Source organism: Xanthobacter sp. 91 (assembly GCF_000702385.1).
Classification (GTDB): domain Bacteria; phylum Pseudomonadota; class Alphaproteobacteria; order Rhizobiales; family Xanthobacteraceae; genus Xanthobacter; species Xanthobacter aminoxidans.
Window position 1 is genome coordinate 2,156,328 of record NZ_JNIB01000001.1, and the last position, 23,611, is coordinate 2,179,938.

Annotated in this window: 19 protein-coding genes and 1 tRNA gene; 6 read left to right on the forward strand and 14 right to left on the reverse strand. The window is 69.0% G+C overall.

Features of this window, described 5'->3' with window-relative positions; genetic code table 11:
- Positions 1-51: 51 nt before the first annotated feature.
- Positions 52-2,373: a 1-deoxy-D-xylulose-5-phosphate synthase N-terminal domain-containing protein gene (locus tag A37E_RS0110270; RefSeq protein WP_245279439.1), complete on the forward strand. Its 2,322-nt coding sequence runs from the start codon at positions 52-54 to the stop codon at positions 2,371-2,373.
- Positions 2,374-2,564: 191 nt separating this feature from the next.
- Positions 2,565-2,654: transfer RNA gene (locus A37E_RS0110275), tRNA-Ser, on the forward strand.
- Between the two features lie 202 nt (positions 2,655-2,856).
- Here the strand turns inward: A37E_RS0110275 and A37E_RS0110280 are convergent.
- The 5 genes from A37E_RS0110280 to A37E_RS0110300 form a co-directional block, all read right to left on the reverse strand.
- Positions 2,857-3,711 (reverse strand): sugar phosphate isomerase/epimerase family protein, encoded by an 855-nt coding sequence (locus A37E_RS0110280; protein WP_051678920.1) that lies wholly within the window; start codon positions 3,709-3,711, stop codon positions 2,857-2,859.
- Between the two features lie 91 nt (positions 3,712-3,802).
- On the reverse strand, positions 3,803-4,615 hold the full coding sequence (locus A37E_RS0110285; protein WP_051678921.1) for an IclR family transcriptional regulator: 813 nt from the start codon (positions 4,613-4,615) through the stop codon (positions 3,803-3,805).
- Positions 4,616-4,721: 106 nt separating this feature from the next.
- Positions 4,722-5,624, reverse strand: coding sequence for an NAD(P)-dependent oxidoreductase (locus A37E_RS0110290; RefSeq protein ID WP_029556502.1), 903 nt, complete (start codon positions 5,622-5,624; stop codon positions 4,722-4,724).
- Positions 5,625-5,656: 32 nt separating this feature from the next.
- Positions 5,657-7,363, reverse strand: a complete 1,707-nt coding sequence (locus A37E_RS0110295; RefSeq protein WP_029556503.1) for an FAD-dependent oxidoreductase — start codon at positions 7,361-7,363, stop codon at positions 5,657-5,659.
- Entirely contained in the window at positions 7,353-9,149 is a 1,797-nt protein-coding gene (locus A37E_RS0110300; RefSeq protein WP_029556504.1) for a thiamine pyrophosphate-binding protein, read from the reverse strand. Before A37E_RS0110300 ends, A37E_RS0110295 begins: the two co-directional genes overlap by 11 nt.
- A gap of 302 nt (positions 9,150-9,451) precedes the next feature.
- Between A37E_RS0110300 and A37E_RS0110305 the strand changes: the two genes are divergently transcribed.
- Positions 9,452-10,447 carry a LysR substrate-binding domain-containing protein gene (locus A37E_RS0110305; RefSeq protein WP_051678922.1) on the forward strand — a complete coding sequence of 332 codons (996 nt, stop codon included), beginning with the start codon at positions 9,452-9,454 and terminating at the stop codon, positions 10,445-10,447.
- 63 nt (positions 10,448-10,510) lie between these two features.
- On the opposite strand, the gene A37E_RS0110310 is transcribed toward A37E_RS0110305, so the two are convergent.
- The 7 genes from A37E_RS0110310 to A37E_RS0110340 form a co-directional block, all read right to left on the reverse strand.
- A complete protein-coding gene (locus A37E_RS0110310; protein ID WP_245279309.1) occupies positions 10,511-11,218 on the reverse strand; it encodes an SDR family oxidoreductase in 708 nt (235 codons plus the stop codon).
- A 14-nt stretch (positions 11,219-11,232) separates the two neighbouring features.
- Positions 11,233-12,183, reverse strand: a complete 951-nt coding sequence (locus A37E_RS0110315; RefSeq protein WP_029556507.1) for an NAD(P)-dependent oxidoreductase — start codon at positions 12,181-12,183, stop codon at positions 11,233-11,235.
- On the reverse strand, positions 12,180-12,617 hold the full coding sequence (locus A37E_RS0110320; protein ID WP_029556508.1) for a cupin domain-containing protein: 438 nt from the start codon (positions 12,615-12,617) through the stop codon (positions 12,180-12,182). The genes A37E_RS0110315 and A37E_RS0110320 overlap by 4 nt, the downstream gene beginning before the upstream one ends.
- 50 nt (positions 12,618-12,667) lie before the next feature.
- A complete protein-coding gene (locus A37E_RS0110325) occupies positions 12,668-15,196 on the reverse strand; it encodes an ATP-binding cassette domain-containing protein (protein ID WP_029556509.1) in 2,529 nt (842 codons plus the stop codon).
- Positions 15,193-16,059, reverse strand: a complete 867-nt coding sequence (locus A37E_RS0110330) for a branched-chain amino acid ABC transporter permease (RefSeq protein ID WP_029556510.1) — start codon at positions 16,057-16,059, stop codon at positions 15,193-15,195. The genes A37E_RS0110325 and A37E_RS0110330 overlap by 4 nt, the downstream gene beginning before the upstream one ends.
- A 41-nt stretch (positions 16,060-16,100) precedes the next feature.
- On the reverse strand, positions 16,101-17,348 hold the full coding sequence (locus A37E_RS0110335; protein WP_029556511.1) for an ABC transporter substrate-binding protein: 1,248 nt from the start codon (positions 17,346-17,348) through the stop codon (positions 16,101-16,103).
- 77 nt (positions 17,349-17,425) lie between these two features.
- A complete protein-coding gene (locus tag A37E_RS0110340; RefSeq protein WP_029556512.1) occupies positions 17,426-18,853 on the reverse strand; it encodes an aldehyde dehydrogenase family protein in 1,428 nt (475 codons plus the stop codon).
- A gap of 256 nt (positions 18,854-19,109) precedes the next feature.
- Between A37E_RS0110340 and A37E_RS0110345 the strand changes: the two genes are divergently transcribed.
- The 3 genes from A37E_RS0110345 to lldD all read left to right on the forward strand — a co-directional run bounded on the left by A37E_RS0110345 (position 19,110) and on the right by lldD (position 22,122).
- Entirely contained in the window at positions 19,110-20,033 is a 924-nt protein-coding gene (locus A37E_RS0110345) for a cation transporter (RefSeq protein WP_029556513.1), read from the forward strand.
- Positions 20,034-20,167: 134 nt separating this feature from the next.
- The gene (locus A37E_RS0110350) at positions 20,168-20,950 is read left to right on the forward strand and encodes an FCD domain-containing protein (RefSeq protein ID WP_038192866.1); all 783 of its coding nucleotides are present in this window, start codon (positions 20,168-20,170) and stop codon (positions 20,948-20,950) included.
- Positions 20,947-22,122: an FMN-dependent L-lactate dehydrogenase LldD gene (lldD, locus tag A37E_RS0110355; protein ID WP_029556515.1), complete on the forward strand. Its 1,176-nt coding sequence runs from the start codon at positions 20,947-20,949 to the stop codon at positions 22,120-22,122. Before A37E_RS0110350 ends, lldD begins: the two co-directional genes overlap by 4 nt.
- 42 nt (positions 22,123-22,164) lie before the next feature.
- On the opposite strand, the gene A37E_RS0110360 is transcribed toward lldD, so the two are convergent.
- Positions 22,165-22,791, reverse strand: a complete 627-nt coding sequence (locus A37E_RS0110360; RefSeq protein ID WP_197022955.1) for a hypothetical protein — start codon at positions 22,789-22,791, stop codon at positions 22,165-22,167.
- A 91-nt stretch (positions 22,792-22,882) separates the two neighbouring features.
- Positions 22,883-23,566 carry a TetR/AcrR family transcriptional regulator gene (locus A37E_RS0110365; RefSeq protein WP_051678924.1) on the reverse strand — a complete coding sequence of 228 codons (684 nt, stop codon included), beginning with the start codon at positions 23,564-23,566 and terminating at the stop codon, positions 22,883-22,885.
- Positions 23,567-23,611 lie beyond the last annotated feature (45 nt).

Below are 23,611 nucleotides of genomic sequence, written 5' to 3' on the forward strand. Positions count from 1 at the left end.
CTCGCGGTGCTCGGCGAACTGGAGAAGAAGGTGCTGTGGCTGGCGAGCTGGATGATCCACAACGCCAACCATCTCAGGCCCGGCACGGACGGCCTGAAGGTGGGCGGCCATCAGGCCTCCTCGGCGTCCCTCGCCGCCATCATGTGCGCGCTCTATTTCCATGTGCTGCGCCCTGAGGACCGGGTAGCGGTGAAGCCCCATGCGAGCCCCATCTTCCACGCCATCCAGTATCTGCTCGGCCGACAGGACCGCGCACGGCTGGAGAATTTCCGCGGCTTCAAGGGCGCGCAGTCCTACCCCTCGCGCACCAAGGATGCCGACGACGTGGACTTCTCCACCGGCTCGGTGGGCCTTGGCGTGGCGCAGACCCTGTTCGCCAGCCTCGCGCAGGATTACGTCCACGCCCACGGCCTCGCCGGCGACCGGCCCAAGGGGCGGATGATCGCCCTCGTGGGCGATGCGGAGCTGGACGAAGGCAACGTCTTCGAGGCCCTGCTGGAGGGCTGGAAGCACGAGGTGCGCAACACCTGGTGGATCATCGACTACAACCGCCAGAGCCTCGACGGCGTGGTGCGCGAGGGCCTCTACGAGCGCTTCACCGGCATCTTCGAGGCCATGGGCTGGCAGGTGGTCGTGCTGAAGTATGGCACGCTCCAGCAGGCCGCCTTCGCCGAGCCGGGCGGGGAGGCGCTGAAGCGCTGGATCGATACCTGCCCCAACGCCGAATACTCCGCGCTGACCTTTCAGGGCGGCGCCGCCTGGCGAAAGCGCCTGATGGACGACCTCGGCGACCAGGGCGAGGTTTCCGCCCTCATCGCCCGGCGCTCGGACGCCGAGCTGTCCGCGCTGATGACCAATCTCGGCGGCCACGACATCGCGTCCCTCATCGCCGCCTTCGACGCCATCGACCACGACCGGCCGGTGGCCTTCCTCTGCTACACGGTGAAGGGCTTCGGCCTGCCGCTCGCCGGCCACAAGGACAACCACGCCGGCCTCATGACCCCCACCCAGATGGAGGCGCTGCGCGCGTCCATGAACGTGGGCGCCGGCCGCGAATGGGAGCCGTTCGAGGGGCTGAAGCGCCCTGAAGGCGAGCTGCGCGCCTTCCTCGATCGCGTGCCCTTCGCGCAGGGCGGCCCGCGCCGCTATTCCGACCCGGCGCTCACGGTGCCGGCGCTCGCCCCGCCGCCCAATCCCAGCATTTCCACCCAGGCCGGCTTCGGCCTCATCCTCCAGGACCTCGCGAAAGGCGACAGCCCGCTCGCGGATCGCATCGTCACCACCTCGCCGGATGTGACCGTCTCCACCAATCTCGGGCCGTGGGTGAACCGGCGCGGCCTGTTCGCCCACGAGGCGCTGGCCGACGTGTTCCGCCGCGAGCGCATCCCCTCCACCTTCGCCTGGGAATTCTCGCCCACGGGCCAGCACATGGAACTTGGCATCGCCGAGATGAACCTGTTCCTGACCCTCTCCGCCTTCGGCCTCTCCCACTCCCTGTTCGGCGCCCGCCTCGTGCCGGTGGGCACGCTCTACGACCCCTTCATCTGCCGCGGGCTCGATGCGCTGAACTACGCCTGCTACCAGGATGCCCGCTTCATCCTCGTCGCGACCCCCTCCGGCATCACGCTGGCGCCCGAGGGCGGGGCGCACCAGTCCATCGCCACCCCGCTCATCGGCATGGCGCAGGACGGCCTCGCCGCCTTCGAGCCGGCCTTCGTGGACGAGCTGGCGGTGCTGATGGAATTCGCCTTCGATTATGTGCAGCGGGACGGCGAGGGCGCCGCCGACGAGCGCAACTGGCTGCGCGACGAGACCGGCGGCTCGGTCTATTTCCGCCTCTCCACCCGCCCGCTGGAGCAGCCGAAGCGCGTCTTCACCGACGCGCAGAAGCGCGCCATCGTGGACGGCGCCTATTGGCTGCGCGAGCCCGGCCCCAATTGCGACGTGGTGATCGCCGTGCAGGGGGCGGTGACGCCCGAGGCCATCGATGCCGTGGCGCTCATCGCCGAGGACCGGCGCGACGTGGGCCTCCTCGCCGTCACCTCCGCCGACCGGCTGAACGCCGGCTGGACGGCGGCCGCCCGCGCCCGCGAGCGCGGTTTTGCCGGGGCGCAGAGCCATGTGGAGCGGTTGCTGTCGGCCTTGCCGCGCCATTGCGGGCTCGTCACCGTCATCGACGGCCATCCCGCGACTTTGGGCTGGCTCGGCGCCGTGGCGGGACATCGCGTGCGGGCACTGGGGGTGGAGCATTTCGGCCAGACCGGGACGCTCGCCGACCTCTATGCCCATTACGGCCTCGACACCGCCGCCATCATCGCCGCCGCCCAGGGCATTTCCTCCGGCCGGCCACTGCGGCACCTGAAGGCGGTGTGAGCGGTGCGCTTCGCCCCATGGTGGCGCTGGACTCTGGGGGGCCCCGCTCCGGCCGCGCAGATCGGTTCATGTTCCCGCGACGGACCTGCGCGCGACCGCTTGTCCTTCGCCCCAACGTCCGCTAGAAGCGCACGACCACGCCACCGGCGTCATGGATTTCCCTAGCGGAACTCCTCCGGCGCCGGCTCTGCGGAGAGGTGGCAGAGTGGTCGAATGCACCGCACTCGAAATGCGGCATACGGGCAACCGTATCGGGGGTTCGAATCCCTCCCTCTCCGCCAGTCGCTTGTTTCACGGCGCCCCTGAAAGCGTCGGAATGTAACATCTGCAAGGCTTTTCGCCGGCCTTGGTATTCCTTCGCGTCTCGCTCCATACCCCTCATCGCCGTTTTGGTTCGGGATGGGCGTTGGGGCCCAATCCGTTGGGTCCGGCCCGCCCCAAGGGAGACCCCATGGCTCCTTGGGTATCAGTAGGTGAGCGCGGTCAGGCTCCGGCATCAGGACCATAGGGCGGGCCGAAGCCCATGGCGGCGAGCCGCGCGGCGCCCTCGGCAATATCGTCGTCGGGCCTGCGGGAAATGATCTCCAGCATGGTGGCGCGGTCATAGCCGATCTCTGCCAGCACCGGCGGCACGGCGGCGAAATCCACGTCGCCCATGCCGATGGGATCGTGTCGGTAGAGCGTGCGCGTGGTGTCCGACAGGTGGACGAGATCGAGCCGCTGCTGCATCAGCCGGAGGCCCGCGCAGGGGTCTTCGCCGATGAAATGGGCGTTGGCCACGTCATAGATGACGCCGATGCCGGGATGGCCATAGGCCGCGAGCGCGTCGAGGATGTCGGTGGCGGAGGGTAGGAAGGCGAAGGGCATGTTCTCGACCGAGATCTTCACGCCGCAGTGGTCCGCGAGCGGGAGAAGGCGATCGAGCGCGGCGAAGAGGTGGCCGAGGAGGATCTCCCGGTCGAGCGGAAACAGCGGGTTGGCCTTGCCGGGGCCGAGGACCAGGAACCGCGCGCCGATCTCGCTGGCGATGCGGATATGGCTTTCCAGCGTGCGCAGCGAATAGGCCCGCATCTCCTCCACCGCCGCGGCGATGTTGAGATCAATGTTCGGACCGTTGACCGATACGGCCGCGAGCTCCGTCTCCTCCAGCGCGCGCCGCACCGCCGCCGGGCCGGCATCACCCGGTGCGCCTTCCCACAAATGGCCGGGATAGATCATCAGCTCGATGCCGCAATAGCCCGCCTCCGCCGCGCTGCGGACACAGGCGGCCGCCGGCCGGCTGAAGGTGTAGGAATAGGTGTTGATGCCGAAGCTCGCGGTCGGAGGCGTGCGGTTCATAGGCGCTTCCTTGCGGTTCGAGTTGCGGGCGTGCGGCAGCGTCCGGCGGCGAAGCCGGGGATGGCCCATCTTGCCGCGGGACGTTGGGGTGTCAGAGCGTCCCGGACCGGTGGCCGAGCTCCCGGGAGATGAGCGCGCAGGTGTCCTTCACCTGCGCGGCGAGCTCGTGCAGCCGCGGCAGGCTGAGGCGCCAGACCGGACCCGACACGCCGGCCGCCGCCACCACCTCGCCGCGGAAGTCGCGGATGGGGACGGCGAGGCAGCGGACCTCGTCGTGAAACTCGGTGTCGTCATAGGCGATGCCCGCGGCGCGCACGCTGGTGATCTCCGCCCTCAGCCGTTCGGCATCGGTGATGGTGCGCGCGGTGAAGGCCGCGAAGGGAGCGCTCTCCAGGTAGCGCGCCAATTGCCCGTCGCCCATGGCGGCAAGAAGCACTTTGCCGACTGCCGTCGCATGGGCGGGGCGCACGGATCCATTGCGTTCGGTCATCTGGAAGGCGCCGTCTCCCGCGACCTTTGCGGCAATGATGATGTCATGACCGCTGCGCAGCGCGAGATGGCTGAACTCGCGGGTCCGGGTCGCGAGGTCCTCCAGGAAGGGCATCGCGGCGGAGACCAGCTCCACCTCGCTCGAGGCGCTGGCGGCGAGCTGGTAGATGGTGCGGCCGAGGTGATAGCGCTTGGTCTCGCGATCCTGCCGCACCATGCCCTCGGCGACCAGCGTCCGCACCAGATGGAAGGTGGTGCTGCTGTGCAGGCCCACGGCCCGGGACAGATCGGCAAGGCTGATGCCGTAGTTGCGCGAGACCTCGGTCAGGATCGCGACGGCACGCTCGATGGACTGAACGCCACCGCGTTCGCCGGTGGTCTCGCCCTTGTCCTCCTTGCTGACGGCTGGCGGCATGGGCTCGGTCCTTTCCTCGCCAAAGGTTGATTTGTGCCTTCCATACACCTGTTGCGCGCATTGCCGGAAGGGGACCGGCAATGCGGCAAGTGGCGCCACGTCACCATCAGGCTGCGGCCGGTATGGCGATGGCGCGCGCGTCGAATTCCGCGTCGAAGCCGAGGCGCTCGCGCACCGGGTCTAGGTCGTAGATCGGCGCGAAGGGGTTGCGGGCGTAGACCTCCGGCCGCCGGACCTCCGGCGTGCGGCCGAGGAGGCGGGCAAGGCGCTCCAGCGTCGGTTCGGGGGAGAGGGTGACGTTGGCGCACAGCAGGAAGCGCTCGAACGTGACGTTCTTCATCTCCAGCGCCAGCCGGAAGGCGCGCGCCGCGTCGCGCGGGTCCACATGGTGCCAGCATGGCCCGCCGCCGGCGGACGACGGCCCGCCCGCCGGGGTTCCGCGATAGGTGTCGGGCGCGGCCGCGCGAGCGCGGATCTCGCCATACATCTCGGGATAGGCGACGAAGACCGGGCGCAGCACCACGATCTCCATGCCACGGGTGGCGAAGCTGCGCCCCGCTTCCTCGCCCATGAGCTTGCTCAGCGCATAGGGATCGGTGGGATTGAGCGGGTGGGCGAGGTCCACGGGCAGATAGGACGGGGGCACCATCTTGCCCTCGCGCACGGTGTAGCCGAGCACGGAATCCGACGAGCAGATCACCACCCGGCGCACCCCGGCCGCCTCCGCCGCCTCCAGCAGCAGATAGAGGCCGACCACGTTGACCTGCATGATCTTCTCGCCGCCGCCCGACCAGATGTTGGGGATGGCGGCGATCTGCAGGATGGCATCCTGGCCCTTCACCGCGCGGGCGACGGCGGCGGCATCGGTCAGGTTTCCGGTCTCCCAGGAAATCGGCGCATCGCCGGCCTTGAGGTCGAAGCCGGTGACGCGGGTGCGGCCCTGCATCTCCTTCACCACCGCCCGGCCGAGCAGCCCGTTGGCGCCGGTGATGAGCACGTTCTCGAACATGGCGTGTCCTTCCGTCTTTTTGGTTTTGGGGGTCAGGCTGCGGCGAGGCTGGTGGCCGCGACGTAGCCGAAGGTGATGGCCGGCCCGAGCGTGATGCCGGGGCCGGGATAGGCCCCGTTCATGATGGAGTTCATGTCGTTACCGCAGGCGTAGAGGCCGGGAATGGCCGCGCCGCTCGCGTCGAGCACCCGCGCCCCGGCGTCCGTGGCGAGGCCGAGCGACATGCCGAGATCGGCCGGGTGCACCGCCACCGCGTAGAACGGGGCGGCGGTGATGGGCGCCACATTGGGATTGGGCTTGACGTCCGCATCGCCGAAATGGCGCTGGTAGATGTCGCCGCCGCGCCCGAACTCGGGGTCTTTTCCCTCCCGTGCATGGGCGTTGAAGCGCGTCACCGTGGCCGCGAGCACGTCCGGCGGCACGCCGATGCGCTCGGCGAGCGCATCGATGGTGGCGCCTGTCTTCAGATAGCCGCTGTCCAGCTCCGCCTGCACCGACAGGGCAAAGGGGCGGATGCGGCCGAGACCGTAGGTCCACAGGAAGTGCTTGTCGCAGATCAGAAAGGCCGGCACGGCCCGGTTGCCCGCGCGCAGCATGGCGAGGACGAACTCGTGATAGGACAGGGCCTCGTTGACGAAGCGCCGTCCCGTCGCGTCCACCGCGATGAGGCCGGGCTTGCCGCGATCCGTCACGGTGTGGGGAAACACGGCCTCACTGCCGTCGGCACGGCGGAAGCGCGAGGCGGGTACCCAGAAGGCGTTGTTGCCCGCCGGCTCGGCGAGGCGAGCGCCAGCCTCCAGCGCCAGCCGCACGCCGCCAGCGGGCGCGCCCGAAGCGACGGTGGCGGTGAGGCGGCCGGCGGCGGCCGGAAGGTGCGCGGCCCGGAGCGCGTCGTCCCGCGAGCATCCGCCCGAGGCGAGGCAGACACCGCGTCTGGCACGCACGACCCTGCGCGCCCCGCTCTTCTCCACCGTGACGCCGCAGACGCGGCCATTCCCGTCCCGTTCCAGCGCGACCGCCGCCGTCGCGAGCAGCAGCGTCACCTTCCGGTCGAGGACGGAGCGCAGCAGCGCCGCCATGAGCGCGTTGCCGAGATAGAGGGTGGTCCCGCGCGGGGCGGAGAGCCGCTGGAGGGCATAGGCGGCCGTCAGCCGGGCAACACGGAGCGTCGATTTCAGGGAGCGCCCCACCTTGCGGAAGTGGGGGATGTCGGCGCGGCTCACCATCATGCCGCCGAACAGGGTGAACTCCGGCAGGGGCGGCCGAAGCAGGGCGAAGGCCTGGCCCAGGCGGCGCGCATCGAACGGGACCGGCTCCAGCACCCGGCCGCCGGCCGTCGCCCCCGGCGTGTCGGGATAATAGTCCGGATAGGACGCGACCGGCCGCAGCCGCACGGCGGTGTTGCGCTCCAGGAAGGCGACGGCCTCCCCGGCGCGCGCAAGAAAGGCCTCCCGCCCCTCCCGCCCCGCATCTCCCGGCACGGTGGCGCCGAGATAGCGCCGCACGGCGTCCGGGCTGTCGTTCAAGTGCGGGGATTTGTCGTTGCCCGGCGCCCAGACCATGCCGCCGGAAATGGCGGAGGTGCCACCCACGAAGGGCGAACTCTCCACCACGGCCACGGACAGCCCCCGCGCTGCCGCGGTGGCCGCCGCCGCGAGGCCGGCCGCCCCGGCGCCGATCACCACCACGTCGTAGGCCTCCGACGCGGCGGCGGGGCTGCTCTGGTCTTCAGAACGCATGGTCGAGATCGCCGGGCAGCAGGCGGCGGCCGAACACCGGCTCCTTGTGCGGAACAGGCGGCAGCGCCCAGGCGCCGGTCGCGGGCGGGCGGACATTGGCGTCCACATGCACGTCGATCAGATAGGGCCGGCCGGACGCGACCGCGATGCGCAGGGCCTCGGCGAAATCGGCGGTGCGGGTGATGGTGACGGCCTCGACGCCCGCCGCCTTGGCCCACAGCGCGAAGTCCGGATTGTAGGGCTCGCCGTTCTCGCCGCGATAGAAGGCGGTGCCCAGCTCACGGCCTTCGAACAGGCCGTACTGGATGTCGCGGATGGCGCCCCAGGCGAAGTTGTTCCACACCACCCAGACCACGGGGATGTTGTACTCCACCGCCGTGCACAGCACGTGCGGCACCATGGTGAAGCCGCCGTCGCCGCACACCGAGATGACCGGCCGGTCCGGCGCCGCGAGCTTCGCGCCGAGCGCGCTCGCCGGGCCGAAGCCCATGCCCGAATAGCCCCAGCTGTTGAGCATGGTCTGGGGCCGGCGGGCCTTCCAGAACTGCATGAACCAGTTGTGGTGAACGCCCGCATCGAAGGTGAGGATGGCGTCGTCCGGCAGCACCTCGGCGCAGGCGCGCACGATGGCCTCGGGACGGATGGGCGTGCTGTCGATGTCGAAATTGGGCGCGACGAACGCATCCCACTCCGACCGCCATCCGGCGATGGACGCGTGCCACGGCGCCAGCCGCGCGCCGGGGTCGAGGTTGCGCCGGTCCAGCTCCGCCAGCACCTGGCGCAGGAAGGAGCGGGCATCGGCGAGGATGGGCAGGGTCGGGGCGTAGTTGCGGCCGATCTCGGCGTGATCCACGTCCACATGGATGAGCTTGGAGGTGGGGAAGTTCCAGGAATAGCCGGGCATCCAGGAGGAGGCCGAGCGATCGTCGAACCGCGCGCCCACGGCGATCACCAGATCGCAGGTGCGCCCGGCCTGGTTGGCGGGATAGGCGCCGTTGCGGCCGATGAAGCCGAGGGAGAGCGGGTCCTCCATGTCGAGGCAGCCCATGCCGTTCGGCGAGCTGATGACGGGAATGGAGAGGCGCTGCGCCAGCGCCGTGAGCTCCTCCGCAGCCTCGGAGAGGGCGACGCCGTGGCCGATGAACAGCACCGGCCGCTCGGCGGCGAGCATGAGGTCGACGGCGGTCGCCACGTCCTCCGGAGCCGCGGCGCTGCGGCGCTCGTTGATGAGCGCGGGCGCGCCGGGTTCGAGGCCGATATCGGCCTCTTCCTGGAACACGTTGAACGGCACGTCGAGATTGACCGGTCCGGGCCGGCCCGACAGCATGGTGCTCATGGACTGGCGCAGGGCCAGCGGCAGCATGTCCACCCGCGTCGGCTGGAACGAGCGCTTCACCACCGGGCGCATGACGTTGGCGAAGTCGGCCTGATTGTGCCGGTTCAGCTCCTGGAAGGGGCTGCGGTTGAACTGGCTGGTGGGCACGTTGGCGGTGATGGCGAGGAAGGCGGAGGAATCGGTGAGCGCCACCGCCGTGCCCATCACCATGTTGGCGGAGCCCGGACCGCAGGAGGTGAGGGTGGCGAGCGGCGCGTGCTTCACCCGGAAATAGCCATCCGCCATGTGAGCGGCGACCTGCTCATGTCGGGGGGAGATGAGCGTGATGTCGGATCGGGCCTGATGCAGCACGTCCAGCATGCCCACATTGCCGTGCCCGCAGATGCCGACGACGTAAGGCACTTTTTCCTTGATGAGGAATTCGGTGATGAGTTCTGCGCCCTTGGGCATGGGAGTGTCCTCTTCCTTGACCGGCGCCCGGCGCCGTTTCTCTTGATCTCGGGTTCACTTCATAATGCGATAGATAAACTCGCAATATGAAATGATGGTGGGTGTTGGGGCTCGCTCGCCCCTCCGGAAGCGGCGCGGAACGAGCTATTCGCCGGTCCTGCGGTATCGAGAGGCGGAACGTCAAAGCTCTTGCGACATTGCCGAATAGGCGCTTCATTGCGGGCGCCGTCTCTCCAGGGCATCCGCTCGTGCCAGGCGGAGTGGCGGCCAGAAGAAGAACGGGTGGAGGAGGGAACGCGCGCATGGATACGCGACAGCTCAAGTATTTCGTCGCGATCGTGGAGTGCGGGGGCTTCGCCAAGGCCTCGCGCCAGCTTCTCATCGCCCAGCCGGCCCTGAGCCAGCAGATCGCGCGGCTGGAGCAGGAGGTGGGAGCCCCGCTGCTGGTGCGCTCCGCCAAGGGCGTGAGCCCCACCAGCAACGGCCACACCCTGTTCCGCCACGCCAAGTTCATCCTGCGCCAGCTGGACCACGCCCTGGCGCTCGCCCGCCAGAACACGGCGGAGACCACCGGCCGGGTCAGCGTCGGCCTCGCGCCCACCACCTTGTGCCAAGTGGGCATGCCGCTGATCGAGCGGATGCAGGAGCGGTTTCCGGGCGTCTGCGTGAACATCGTGGAGGGGCTGAGCGGCCACATCCAGCACATGGCCATCAGCGGTCAGCTGGACCTCGCCATCCTGTTCGGTCCCGCCGCCGTGCCGGACTGGAGCCGCACGGCGCTGCTGACCGAGGAATTGTTCGTCATCCTGCCCTGCAACAGCCCGCTTTTCCCGCGCCTGCGCGACACCATCACGCTGGAGGAGATCGTCGACCTGCCCCTGATCCTGCCCAGCCAGGGACATGGTTTGAGACGGCGCATCGAGATCGAGTACGAGCGGCTCAACATCAAGCTGATGCCCCTCGCCGAAATCGACTCCCTGCCGCTGCTGATGTCGTGCCTGTCCCAGGGCATGGGCGCCACCATCAAGCCCATGGCGGCGGTGCATGTGCACGGGTCCGCGCAGAGCAAGAACTGGCGCTGCCTGCGCATCAGCAACGCATCCATCACCCGGCCCAACTACCTGTTCTCCCAGCCCGCCGACAAGATGTCCGACGCGACCGCGCTGGTACGGGCGGAACTGATCCAGCTGGTCCGCGAGCTGGTCGAGCGCGGCCGGTGGCAGGGGGTCGAGCTGTCCGATCCGGAGGAGCCCGAGCGGGCCACGCCGGAGCCGCCACGCATCGCCGCTCACGCCTGAGGCGGAAGCGGGCTGGCGCGGGACGGCGCTGGACAGTGGGGCGGGCGTGGGCATGGCGGCAGCTCAGACCAGGCCGCCGTTGGGCTGGACGATCTGCCCGTCCATCCAGCTCGCCTTCGACGACACGAGGAAGCCGACCACCTCGGCGATCTCATCCGCATGGCCGACCCGATTGAACAGGCTCAGGGCGGCGGAGCGCTTCACCGCCTCATCACTCTTGCCGGAGCGGAAGAGGTCGGTATCGACCGGCCCCGGCGCCACCGCATTCACCCGCACGCGGCGGGGTGCCAGCTCGATGGCGAGCGAGCGGACCAGCGCCTCCACCGCCGCCTTGGAGGCGATGTAGGGGCCGGCTCCCGGCAGCGGCCGGCGCACCAGCGAGGTGGAGAGCGCGACGATGGCCCCCTCGTCCTCCACATGGCGCGCCGCCTCGCGCAGCGCATTGAAGGCGCCGGTGAGGTTCACGCTCAGGAGCCGGGCGAAATCCGCGCTCGGGAAATCGGCGAGCGGGGCGGGCGGCACGTTGACGCCGGCATTCACCACCACGGCGCGCGGCGCGGTCCCGAAATCGGCCTTCGCCGCCGCGAACAGGGCCGCGACGGAGGCTTCGTCCGTCACGTCCGCCGCATAGGCGCGCACGTGGGCCTGCTCGGGCGGGGCCCCGGCCGAGACATAGGTGCTGGCGACGGCGTATCCGTCGGCGACGAGGCGGTTGACGCAGGACAGGCCGATCCCGCGGGTTCCGCCGATGACGATGGCCAGGGGCCTCATGGTGCGCATTCCTTTCAGAGGCCGGCTGCGGCCCGGCTGATGGCGATCATCTCGGCGATGCCGCGGGCGATGTCGTATTGGGGCGCGTAGCCGAGTTCGGCGCGGGCGCGGGAGATGTCGAGCGCACCCTTGCGCGCGGTCAGGATGCGGCCGCCGTGGAGATAGGGGCCGGGGTCCACCGTGATGCGCGCGCCGGGGACGGCGGCATTCACCAGCCCCGCCACGTCGGCGAGGGTGGGCGCGGCGCCGGTGGCGATGTTGTAGGCGTCGAAGCGGTGCTCGGCCTTCTCCAGCGCCAGCACCACGCCGGCCACGGTGTCGGAGATGTAGACCTGATCCACGGCCAGATCGCCGCCGGCCGGAATGCGCAGCGCCTCGCCCTTCAGCGCGGCGTCGATATAGGTCTTGGGCATCCGCGGGCGCGGCAGATGCGGGCCGTAGACCCAGCAGGTGCGCACATTGATGCATTCGAGGCCGTGGTCGCGCCCGTAGGCGCGCCCATAGTGCTCCACCGCCAGCTTGGTGAGGCCGTAGATGCTGGTGGGCTTCTGCGGGTGGTCCTCGTCGATCATCGGCGCGGTGAAGTCGCCGTAGGTTTCCTCCGTGCTGACGTGCACCATCCGCTTCACGCCGGAGAGGCGCATGGCCTCGAACACGTTGACCGCGCCTTCCACATTGACGCGCATGGCCTTCAGCGGCAGGTCGGCGCACTGCACGACGCCCACGATGGCCGCGCAGTGCACGACCGCGTCGGGGGCATGGGCGCGGAACAGGCCCACCACCTGCGGCCATTCGCCGAGATCCGCGGTGGCGCAGGTCAGGCGCGGGTCGGAGGCGGCGAGCGCCTCCAGCGCCGGGGGGATCACCACGTCGGTGGCGATCACCGCGTGGCCGCGCGCCAGGAGGGCGCGGACGATGGCGCTGCCGAGCCAGCCGCCGCCGCCGGTGACGAGAATGCGGCTCATGCGCCGGCTCCGCCCTTTGCCGCCGGATCTTCGTCGGTGGGCGGGCTGGTGATGACGAGGAACACCAGCGTGTCGGTGCCGGTGCAGTGGAATTCGTGGACCACACCGGGCGGGATGTAGGTGACGTCGTTGGCCCGCACGAGGCGGCGCTCGCCATCCACCACCAGCACGCCCTCGCCGGAGAGCACGTGATAGATCTGCTCCTGCACCTTGTGGACATGGCTCTCCACGAACGCGCCCGGCTCGTAGCAGGAGATGCGGTGGTCGAAGAAGCGGCTGCCCACGAGGTCCGGCGTGACGATGGCCTTGGAGAGCGCCTGTCCGTGATGGCCGGGATACTGGATCCACAGCAGTTCGCCGAGATTGCGCGTCACCGCCTCGGGTTTGCTGGTGGCGTCGGCGTGGGCATGGGGTTCGGCAACGACAAGGGTCATTTTCGTCTTCTCCGTGGCGGGCCTGCGCCCGCCGCTGTTGGTGAAAGAGATCAGGCGGCCGCGATGCCGAGCAGGCGGTCCTGCAAGGCGATGTCGTGGGCGAGGGTCTGCGCCGCGCCGGCGAAGGCGACCTGGCCGTTGACCAGCACGTAGGCGCGGTCGGCCATGGCCAGCACCTCCTCCGCGTGGTGCTCGACGATGACGAGACTGGCCCGCGTGGTGAGCTTCAGCACCGCCTCCTTCACCTCCTGCACCACGGCCGGGGCGAGGCCCTCGTAGGGCTCGTCGAGCAGGATGAGGCGGCTCGGCACCATCAGGGCGCGGGCGATGGCCACCATCTGCCGCTCGCCGCCGGAGAGGTTCTCCGCCTTGTTGCGCATGAGGATGCGCAGCTTGGGGAAGAGATCGCAGACCTCGTCCAGTCCGGCACCGCCCGCGCGGGCGGCCAGCGCCAGGTTTTCCTGCACCGTGAGATTGGGGAACAGCCGCCGGCCCTCGGGCACGATGGAAATGCCCATGCGGTTGATGCGGTCCGCCCGCAGCGCCGTGATGTCCTCGCCGGCGAAGGTGACGCGCCCTTCGTGGGCGTGGATGGCGCCCATCATGGTGCGCAGCGCCGTGGTCTTGCCGACGCCGTTGCGGCCGAGCAGCGCCACCACCTCGGATTCCCGCACCTCCAGATCCAGGCCTTCCAGCACCGTGCCGCCGCCGTAGCCGGCGCAGACGTCCTTGAAGGAGAGGAGCACCGGCTTCGCGGCGGCGGGAGCCTCCGCGCGGGCCTGCGGGCGCACGCTCTCGCGTTCGGTGCCGGCGTCGCCCTTGGCCTTGCCCATGTAGGCGGAGATGACCTCGGGATTGCGGGCCACGACCTGCGGCTTGCCATCGGCGATGAGCCGTCCCTGGTGCAGCACGGTGATGCGATCCGACAGGGACAGCACGCGATCGATGTCGTGCTCGATGAGCATCACGGTGTGGCTCTTGGACAGCCGCACGATGAGGTCGCTCACCACCTTTCGGTCGGTTTCGGCGAGGCCCGCCAGCGGCTCGTCGAGCAGCAGCACCGAGGCGTTGCCGGCGAGGGTGATGGCGATCTCCAGAAGGCGGTTCTCGCCGTGGGAGAGTTCGGAGGACAGGTCCGCCGCCCGGTCGGCGAGGCCCACGGCGGCGAGGGCGGACCACACCTTCATGTTGGTCTCGTCATCGCGGTAGGCGTCGCGCCACCAGCCGTGCCAGAAGCCGCGGGAACGGGCGACGGCGATCCGCACATTCTCGAACACGGTGAGATGCGGGAACACGCTGAGGATCTGGAACGAGCGGGCGATGCCGCGCTGGGCGCGCTGGTGCGGCTTCAGCGTCGTGATGTCCGCGCCTTCGAACAGGATGCGGCCGTCATCCGGCCGGATGAGCCCGGTGAGGATGTTGAAGAAGGTGGTCTTTCCCGCGCCGTTGGGGCCGATGATGCTGTGCAGCTGGTTGGCGTGGACATCGAGGGAGATGTCGGCCTGCGTCACGATGGAGCCGAACTTCTTGCTGAGCCCGCGTACCGAGAGCACCGGCTCGCTCGACGCCGCGCCCCTGCCGGCCAGCGCCGACACATAGGGACGGATGACGGCGGGGCGCGGGGGAATGCCCTTGCGGGTCAGCGCCCAGCCTTCGCGCCGGCGCAAGCGCTGGACGATGCCGGCCATGCCTTCCGGTGACAGAAGCGCGAACACGATGATGATGGGCGCGAAGATCAGCCACCAGTTTTCGGTGATGACGCTGAGCTCGTTCTCCAGGATGAGGAAGGTGATGGCGCCCCAGATCGGGCCGAGGAAATGGTGCACGCCGCCGAGCGCCGCCATCAGCACCGGGTCGCCGGCCCGCTGCCAGCTCATGTTGTCGGCATAGGCGCCCTGGAGCATCATGGCGAGGAGACCGCCGGCCGCGCCCACCGCCATGCCGCTGATGCAGAAGCCGATCCAGCGGATGACGAAGGTGTTGTAGCCGAGCATGGTGGTGCGCTGCTCGTTGTCGCGCACGGCCTGCATCAGCCGGCCGAATGGCGTGTGCGCCAGCTGCCACAGCACGGCGAGGCCGAGCACCACCACCACCAGCGTGAACCAGTGGAAGGCGACGGCATCGGGGAATAGCGGGCGCGGCACGTTCTGGATGCCGTTCTCGCCGCCCGTCATCTCGGTCCACTTGAAGGCGATCTCGAACGCCACCTGCGAGCAGGCGAGGGTGATGAGCGAGAAATAGAGCCCCTTGCGCCGCAGGATGATCGCCCCCAGCACCGCGGACAGCAGCAGGGAAAACAGGATGGCCCAGGCGAGCGCCAGTATCTCGTTGCCGAGGATGCGCCCCAGGGTGAGCGCCACCGCGTAGCTCGCGCAGCCGAAGAACAGGGAGGCGCCGAAAGGCACCAGCCCGAGATACCCGATCAGCACATTCACGCCCACGGCGTAGAGCGCATAGATGGCGATCTGGGTGACGTGGTTGATGGCGGCGCCGGTGAGGACGGCGAGGCCGGTGAGGGCGACGAGCGTCACGCCGGCAATCGCCACCGGCGAAGTGAGTGCACGCAGGAGCGGTTTCATTCGAAACGCTCCCAGCGGGTGCCGAGCAGGCCGCGCGGACGCAGCAGGAGCACGAGAAGCATCAGGGCATACATCGAGGCGGTGGATGCCTGGGGCCAGAACTGGATGGTGAGGGACATGACGACCCCCACCGCGAGGCCCGCCACCAGCGCTCCGGCGAAGGAGCCGAGACCGCCGATGGCGACGATGACGAATGCGGGCATGATGGCGTTGGCGGCCATGGAGGGAGACACCGTCCACAGCGGGCCGGCGAGCACTCCGGCGAGAGCGGCGAGACCGCAGCCGAGGCCGAACACGCCGGTGAGCACGAGCGGCAGGTTGATGCCGAGCATGTCCACCATTTCAGGATCGCGGCTGCCGGCCTTCAGGATGCGGCCGTAGGGCGTGAAGTTCATGAAAGCCCACAACGCCACGAGCGCGAGGATGGTGAAGCCGAGGACAGCCACGCGGTACTGCGTCATGAAGATGGGGCCGAGCTCGACGAAGCCGCTCAGGAACTCCGGCGGCGCAAGCGGCTTGCCGTCGGCGCCCCAGACGAAGCGGATGATCGCCTCGATCAGGAGCGCCAGGGCGAAGGTGATGACAAGGCTGACCAGCGGGTCCTTGCCGTAGAGACGCCGGATCACCACGATTTCGACCACGATGCCGATGGCCGCCACCAGCAGGGGCGCGAACACCACCGCAGGCCAGCCAAACCGCATCTTCAGCTCGTAGGCGAAATAGGCTCCCAGCGCGAAGAACGCGCCGTGGGCGAAGTTCACGATGCCGAGCATGCCGAAGGTGATGGACAGGCCGACGGCGATCAGGACGTAGATGAATCCCAATACAAGTCCGTTGGCGGCCTGCGACAGGATGATCTCCATGACGCGTTCCCGTTCTGGTCAGCTTGTTGTTCGGTCAGGGCCTAGGACGGGTCCATGGTGCAGCCGATCTCGGCCTTCGTGCCGAAGGCCTTCTCGGTCGTGTCCGCGGTGTCGGAGGTCCAGCGCACCACGTCCATGTAGTCCCACTTGTCGGTGATCTTGTCCTTCAGCCGCACCACCACGGCGGGGCGCACCAGCTGGTGGTCGAAGGCCCGGAAGCCGTAGGGGACGACGCCGTCCTTCGCCTGCCACGTCTCGAGCGCCGCCACGACCGCCTGCGGGCTCGTGGACTTCGCCTTGTCGATGGATTCCAGCAGGGCGCGCATGGCGACCCAGCCCGACCAGGCCTTGTCGGAGGGCGGCTGGCCGTACTTCTCGATATACGCCTTGGTGAAGGCCTTCTCGCGCTCGCTGTTCTTGGGGTCGTTGTAATACCAGGGCTTCACATGGGTGCCGGTGGCGGCGGTGGCGCCGATATCCCAGAAGTCGGTGTCGCTGACCGCCACCTCGTAGATCGGGATGCGCCCCTTCATGCCCAGCTCGTTCCACTGCTTCATGAAGTTGGACAGGTCGAGGCCGACCAGCGCACCCACCACCACGTCCGGCTTCGCCTGCCGGATCTTCAGGATGTAGGAGCTGTAGTCCGCGGTATTGACCGGCACCTCGTCGTTGCCGACCTCGGTGGCGCCGGCTTCCTGGAGCAGGGAGCGGGCCGAGCGCAGCACGTCCTGGCCGAAGGCATAGGACGGCGTCATGAAGTAGATATTCTTGCCCTTCAGGTCGCCGAACACGCTTTTCAGCTGCACCAGCGCCGGCGCCTGGGTGCGGAACGTGTAGCGGTTGCAGTTGGCACCGGTGATCTCGCGCGCGGCGGCGCCCGCGGCGATGAGCGGCACCTTCTCGCGTTGGGCGACGCTCATCATGGCCAGAACCGCGGCGCTGGAATTGCCGCCCACGACGCCGGCGACCTTATATTCGTCGGCCATGCGCTGCATGTTCTGCTGGGAGATCTGCGGGCTCGCCTCGTCGAGCCAGACGGTCTCCACAGGCCGGCCGAGGACCTTGCCCCCCTCCAGTGCCACGGCGAGTTCCGCGCCCCGGGCCATGTGCAGGCCGATGGCCGCGCTCGGCCCCTGCTTGGGGGTGATGATGCCGATCTTCACCGGTCCGTCATCCGCGCGTGCACTGCCGGCGGCGGCCAGCATGAGCAGCCCTCCGCCGACCGCGAGCGCACGACGGCGCGTCACCGCAAGAGACGATTTCCAACCGTTCAAAGGCGTCTTCTTCATGTCGTCCTCCCTTCACCGCATAACGGTGTTCATTTTTCTTTGTTTTCTGTTCCCGGCCCTGAGTTGCTTCTGCGGGCTCACACGGTCCAGCTGACGAGGCGCTCCTCGGTCATCTCGCGCACCGCATGGCGCGGTCCCTCCCGACCGAAGCCGCTGTCCTTCGAGCCGCCATAGGGCATGAGGTCCACCCGCGAGCTGGATGTCTCGTTGATGAAGACGTTGCCCACCCTGAGCGCGAAGGCCGCCTTCACCGCGTCGTCGATGCGGTTGGTGAACAGGCCCGCGGCGAGGCCGTAGGGGGTGGAATTGATGCGGGCGATGGCGTCGTCCAGGGATCTCACCGGCACCAGCGACATCACCGGGCCAAACACCTCCCGGCACCCGAGGGGCGTGGACGCGGAAACCCCTTCGAGCAGGGTGGGGGGCACGACCGCGCCTCGGCGGGGGCCGCCCACGAGCCGGCGCGCGCCCGCGGCTTCCGCCTCGGCAATCCAGCGTTCGATGCGCTCGGCGGACTCGAGGCTGATGACGGGACCCATGCCGGTCTTCGGATCGCGCGGATCGCCATAGGCGATGGCCTCGACGAGCGGCCGCAGGCGTTCTCCCACCTCCGCAAGGCGCGCCTGATGCACCATGAGAAGCTGGATGGAGGTGCACACCTGTCCCGCCTTGCGATAGGCGGCGGCGACGACCTTCGGCAACGCGGCATCGAGGTCCGCGTCATCGCCGATATAGGTGCAGGCGATGGAGCCAAGCTCCATCTGGGTCCGCCGCAGGCCGGCATAGCCCTGAATGATGCCGCCGACCTCGGTGCTGCCGGTGAAGGCGAAGAAATTGACCAGCGGCTCTTCGGCGATCCAGCGCACGACTTCGCCCCCGCCGTGCAGCACCGCGATCAGGTCCGGGGGCAGGCCCGCCGCGATCAGCGCTTCCGCCAGGAAATTGGAGGGCGAGGGGGTGTGCAGCGACGGCTTGATGATGATGGCGTTGCCGCCTGCCAGCGCAGGGCCCACCTTGTGCGCCACCGTGTTCAGCGGGGCATTGAACGGCGTGATGGCGCAGGCGATGCCCACCGGGACGCGGATGGTGAGACCGAAGCGGTTCTTCTGGCCGGGCGCGCCGCCAAAAGGCACCACATCCCCGGTGAGAAGGCGCGCCTCGATGGCGGAGAGCTTCAGCGTGTCGACGGTGCGGTTGATTTCTCCGAGAGCGTCGGAGCGGGTAAACCCCGCCTCCCGCTGGAGCATGTCGACGAGGTGCTCCGCGCGCGCCGCGACCTCGCCGGCCGCCCGCTCCAGAATCTGGCCGCGCTCATAGGGGGAGAGCCTGTCGGCAAGATGGGCGCGGTGCATGCGCACCACCGTCTCGCGCACCTGTGCCCGCGAGGGGATGTGGACCACACCGCAGGGCTTGGTGCTGAACTTGTCGAGGATCGGAACATGGTCCGCCCCGTCGGTCAGCTGTCCGCAGATCAGAAGCTTGGCATCGTTCGGGAATGTGAGCATCGCTTTTGCATGTTTGGCGAGCCGCCCCGAGGCTGGGTTGGCGCAAAGTCGATGGTCACTCTAGGAAGGCCGGATATGGAGGAATAATACCGTTTTCCAATCCGCATATAAGGAAAAGCGATGCCCTGCCGGCGCGCCCTGCGCGGGATGAGGGAGACGCGGGCGCACGCGGCTTGCCGCTTCAACGCGGCGGTTTCAAGCCGGGGCCGGCGCGGGATAGTCTGTGTCCCGAACGAGGGCGTGGGGAGGGGCGGGGATGACCGAGCAGGGGGTGCTGCGCATATCCATCGGCGTGACCCTGCTGCTGGCGCTGCTGGGCATCGTGTTCGGCCTGCTGTCGGGCTCCTATGCCATCGTGTTCGACGGCGTCTACGCGCTCACCGACGCCAGCATGACGGTGCTCGCCCTCGTGGTGGCGCGGCTGATCGCGACCTCCACCGCGCCGGGAGCGCCGGCCAAGGGGTTCATCGCCCATTTCACCATGGGCTTCTGGCATCTGGAGCCCATGGTGCTGGGGCTCAACGGCATCCTGCTCATGAGCGCGTCGGTCTATGCGCTCATCAATGCCGTGGGCAGCCTCATGTCCGGCGGCCGGGCGCTCGATTTCGACCAGGCCATCCTCTACGCGGTCATCACGGTCTGCGTGGCGCTCTCGATGGCGCTGGTCGTGCGGCGGGCGAACAGGACCATCAAATCCGATTTCCTCGCCCTCGACGCCAAGGCGTGGATGATGTCGGCTGGGCTCACCTTCGCGCTGCTGGTGGCCTTCCTCATCGGCCTCGCGGTGGAGGGCACGCCGCGCGCGTGGATCTCGCCTTATATCGATCCGGTGGCGCTGGCGGTGGTCTGCCTCGTCATCATCCCCCTGCCGTTCGCCACGGTGAAGCAGGCGCTGGCGGACATCCTGCTCGTGACCCCGCCGGCGCTGAAGGAGCATGTGGATCAGGTGGCCGCCGCCGTCGTGGCGCGCTACGGCTTCCTCTCCTTCCGCTCCTATGTCGCGCGGGTGGGGCGGGGGCGGCAGATCGAGCTTTATTTCATCGTGCCCCACGGCTGGCCGGCCATGCGGCTGGAGGACTGGGACGTGATCCGCGACGAGATCGGCGTCGCCATCGGCAGCGACACGCCCGATCGCTGGCTGACCATCGCCTTCACCACGGACCCGGAATGGGCGGACTGAGCCGGCAGCGGCGCGCAAATTGGTCAGGCCAATTTTCCGCTTGCGGCCTGACCAATCTCAAGTCATAGAGTTTTCCCGCGCCACACGACGATATTGGACTGACCAATATCCCGATGCTGCGCGGGAGCCGCCCTTTGGCCGACCTGACCGACACCATCGAAGCCCTCATCGCCGAACGCGGCCTTCAGCCCGGCGCGCGCCTGCCGGCCGAGCGGGCGTTGGCGGCGGAGCTGAACGTGTCGCGGCCGAAGCTGCGCGAGGCCATCCGGCATCTGTCGAGCCGGGGCCGGCTGGTGAGCCGCAGGGGCGGGGGCACCTATGTGGCCGCGCCCGCAGAGGCACGGTTCTCCGAGGCGGCGCTTTCCGACGCGGCGTTCTCCGAAGCGCTTGGCCCGCTTGCGGCCGAGGCGGCGGGGGAGCCGGGCTACTGGCATGACGTGATGGAGATCCGCAAGTCGCTGGACGCGGACATGGCCTTTCACGCCGCGCTGCGCGCCGGCCCGCAGGACAAGGCGAACCTTCAGGCTGCGCTGGAAAATGTCCTCTCCGCCGCCGCCACCGATGCGCAGACGCAGGCCAAGGCCGATTCCGCCTTCCACATGGCGGTGGCGGAAGCCTCCCACAATGCGGTGATGCGGCAGGTGATGGCGGGTCTGTTCGACCTCCTGCGCCACTCCATCTCCCGCAGCCTCGAAAAGCTCTACCTCATCCCGAGCACCGCGCAGGCGCTGGACGACCAGCACCGCGCCATTGCCGCCGCCATCATCGCGGGCCGGCCCGAAGAGGCGCGCACGGCCGCGCTGCTGCATCTCGAATTCGTCGAGGAAACCCTGCGGGAGATCGAGGACGACGCGGCGCGCCGCCGTCGCTCCTCCCGCGTCGCCCAACGCCAGCAAGAGAAAGAACTGACGCCGTGATCATCTCCTCCGCCTCGGACTATCGCGAAGCCGCCCGCCGGCGCCTGCCGCCCTTCCTGTTCCACTACATCGACGGCGGCGCCTATGCGGAAGTGACGCTGGGCCGCAACGTCTCCGACCTCACCCAGCTCGCCCTGCGCCAGCGGGTGCTGAAGAGCGTGGGCGAGGTGGACCTGTCCACGACGCTGCTCGGCGAAAAGCTCGCCATGCCCATGGCGCTGGCCCCGGTCGGCCTATGCGGGATGTTCGCCCGCCGTGGCGAGGTGCAGGCGGCGAAGGCGGCGCTCGACAAGGGCATCCAGTTCACCCTCTCCACCGTCTCGGTGTGCCCCATCGAGGAGGTGCGCGCCAAGGTGGAGAAGCCCTTCTGGTTCCAGCTTTATGTGCTGAAGGACCGGGGCTTCATGAAGAACGCGCTGGAGCGCGCCTGGGCGGCGGGCATCCGCACGCTGGTCTTCACCGTGGACATGCCGGTGCCCGGCGCGCGCTATCGCGATGCCCATTCCGGCATGTCCGGCCCCAACGCCGCCGTGCGCCGCATGGTGCAGGCGGCGCTGCATCCCTTCTGGGCCTATGACGTGGGCCTGATGGGCACGCCGCACGATCTCGGCAACGTCTCCGCCTATCGCGGCAACAAGACCACGCTGGAAGATTATGTCGGTTGGCTCGGCGCCAATTTCGATCCCTCCATCGGCTGGCGCGATCTGGAATGGATCCGCGAGTTCTGGAAGGGGCCGATGGTCATCAAGGGCATCCTTGATCCCGAGGACGCCGAGGACGCGGTGCGCTTCGGCGCCGACGGCATCGTGGTGTCGAACCACGGCGGCCGGCAGCTCGACGGCGTGCTCTCCTCGGCCCGCGCGCTGCCGCCCATCGCCGACAAGGTGAAGGGCAGCCTCGCCATCCTCGCCGATTCCGGCATCCGTTCCGGCCTCGACGTGGTGCGCATGGTGGCGCAGGGGGCCGACGGCGTGCTGCTGGGCCGCGCCTTCGTCTATGCGCTGGCCACCGACGGACAGAAGGGCGTGGAGAATCTGCTCGACCTCTTCGCCAAGGAGATGCGGGTCGCCATGACCCTCACCGGCGCGCGCAACCTCTCGGAAATCTCCAGCGAAAGCCTCGTGCGCGAGGTGGAACGGCCGCTGAAGGCCATCTCCGCCGCGGCGGAGTGAGCGGGCGGGGGGCGGTTTGGCACCTTCAGACCGCGGTGCCGCTCATCCCCGCGCCGCCATCCGCGGCGCATAGCCGGCCCGCAGCACCGCCACCGTGGGCCGGGGCGTGAGCACGGTGGCGTCTGTATCCGGGATCGGGACAGGCGCGCCGTAGCCGGCGTGGCTCCAGCGATGGAGCGCGCCGGCCTCCACGAGGAAGGCCTCGCCCGGCCGCTCGTCCAGCGCCACGAAGGTGCCGGCGGGCAGATCGCGCAGGGCGGCGACGTGCGTCACCTGATGGCCGCGCGCGATGCGGGCCTTATGCAGCGCCTTGTCCATGTCGCCAGCATGCAGGGGAGCATCGTCGGGAATGGCGAAGGCCCGGCGCCACGCCTGCTTGAACGCCTGATAATCCGCATGCCGGCATTCGCCGCAGGGCCGATGACCGGCGGCCAGCGCCACCGCCTCGTCCATGAAGAAGAGCGGCGTGTAGCGGCGCGGATCATCAAGATCGATCCGCCGGCCCCGGAAGGATGTAACGCAGCACACCCAGCCGCGCGCGTGCCAGATCTTCTGCGTGCCGTCCCGCCGGCGCAGATTGCCCCGGTTGCCCATGAGCAGGCCGCGCGCGGGCACCGCCTCGAACAGGCCGAGGGGCGTCACCCGGTTCTGCCGGTGCATCGCGGACAATCGGTTCTCCCGCGCAGGGGAATGCGCTGGCCAAGGGATACGGCCGGAAGCCGGTCAGGCCCACCCGAAAGGCCCGGCGAATGCGAGGGCGTCAGCCGGCGGGCTTGTCCTTCGGGCCGTAGGCGGCGAGGAACACCCGGACGGCGCGGCCGACGGTGCGCTCGATGTCCGCCGGCGTCGGTCCCTCAGACAGGCCGAACATGAGCGCCTTCACCTGATTGCCCTGGCACAGGTTGAAGAACTCGAAGGCGGCGGCCTGGCAGTCGTCCACGTCGAGCCGGCCCAGCTCCACCTGCCGCTGGAGCAATTCCCCGAGACGCCGCCCGCCATAGCAGGGGCCGGTCTCGAAGAAGGTCTGGCCGATGGCCGGAAACTTCTCCGCCACGCCGAACACCATGCGCACGAGGCGGATGTGGTTCGGCCGGATCATCATGCTCATGAAGGACACGCCGATGCGCTTCAGCAGGCTCTCCACGTCCGCGTCCGCCTCGTCGAACTCGAAGAGACGTTCGGCGGACTGGCGGCGGTCCGCCTCCACCAGCGCGCGGAACAGGTCCGCCTTGCTCTGGAAATAGACGTAGATGGTGGCCTTGGAGACCGAGGCCGCGCGGGCGATCTCGTCCATGCTCGCGCCATCGAAGCCCTTGTGGAAGAAGACGCGGCGGGCACCGTCGATGATGTCGAGGCGCTTCTTCGCCTCCATGTCCTGCTCGGCGGGAGAGGGGGCGTTCCCGTCCGTGGCGCGCGCCTTGGCGTGTTCGAGTGCCTCGTTCATGTCCGCCCTCCTTCGGCGGGTTCCTGCATGGGACCGTTCCAACAT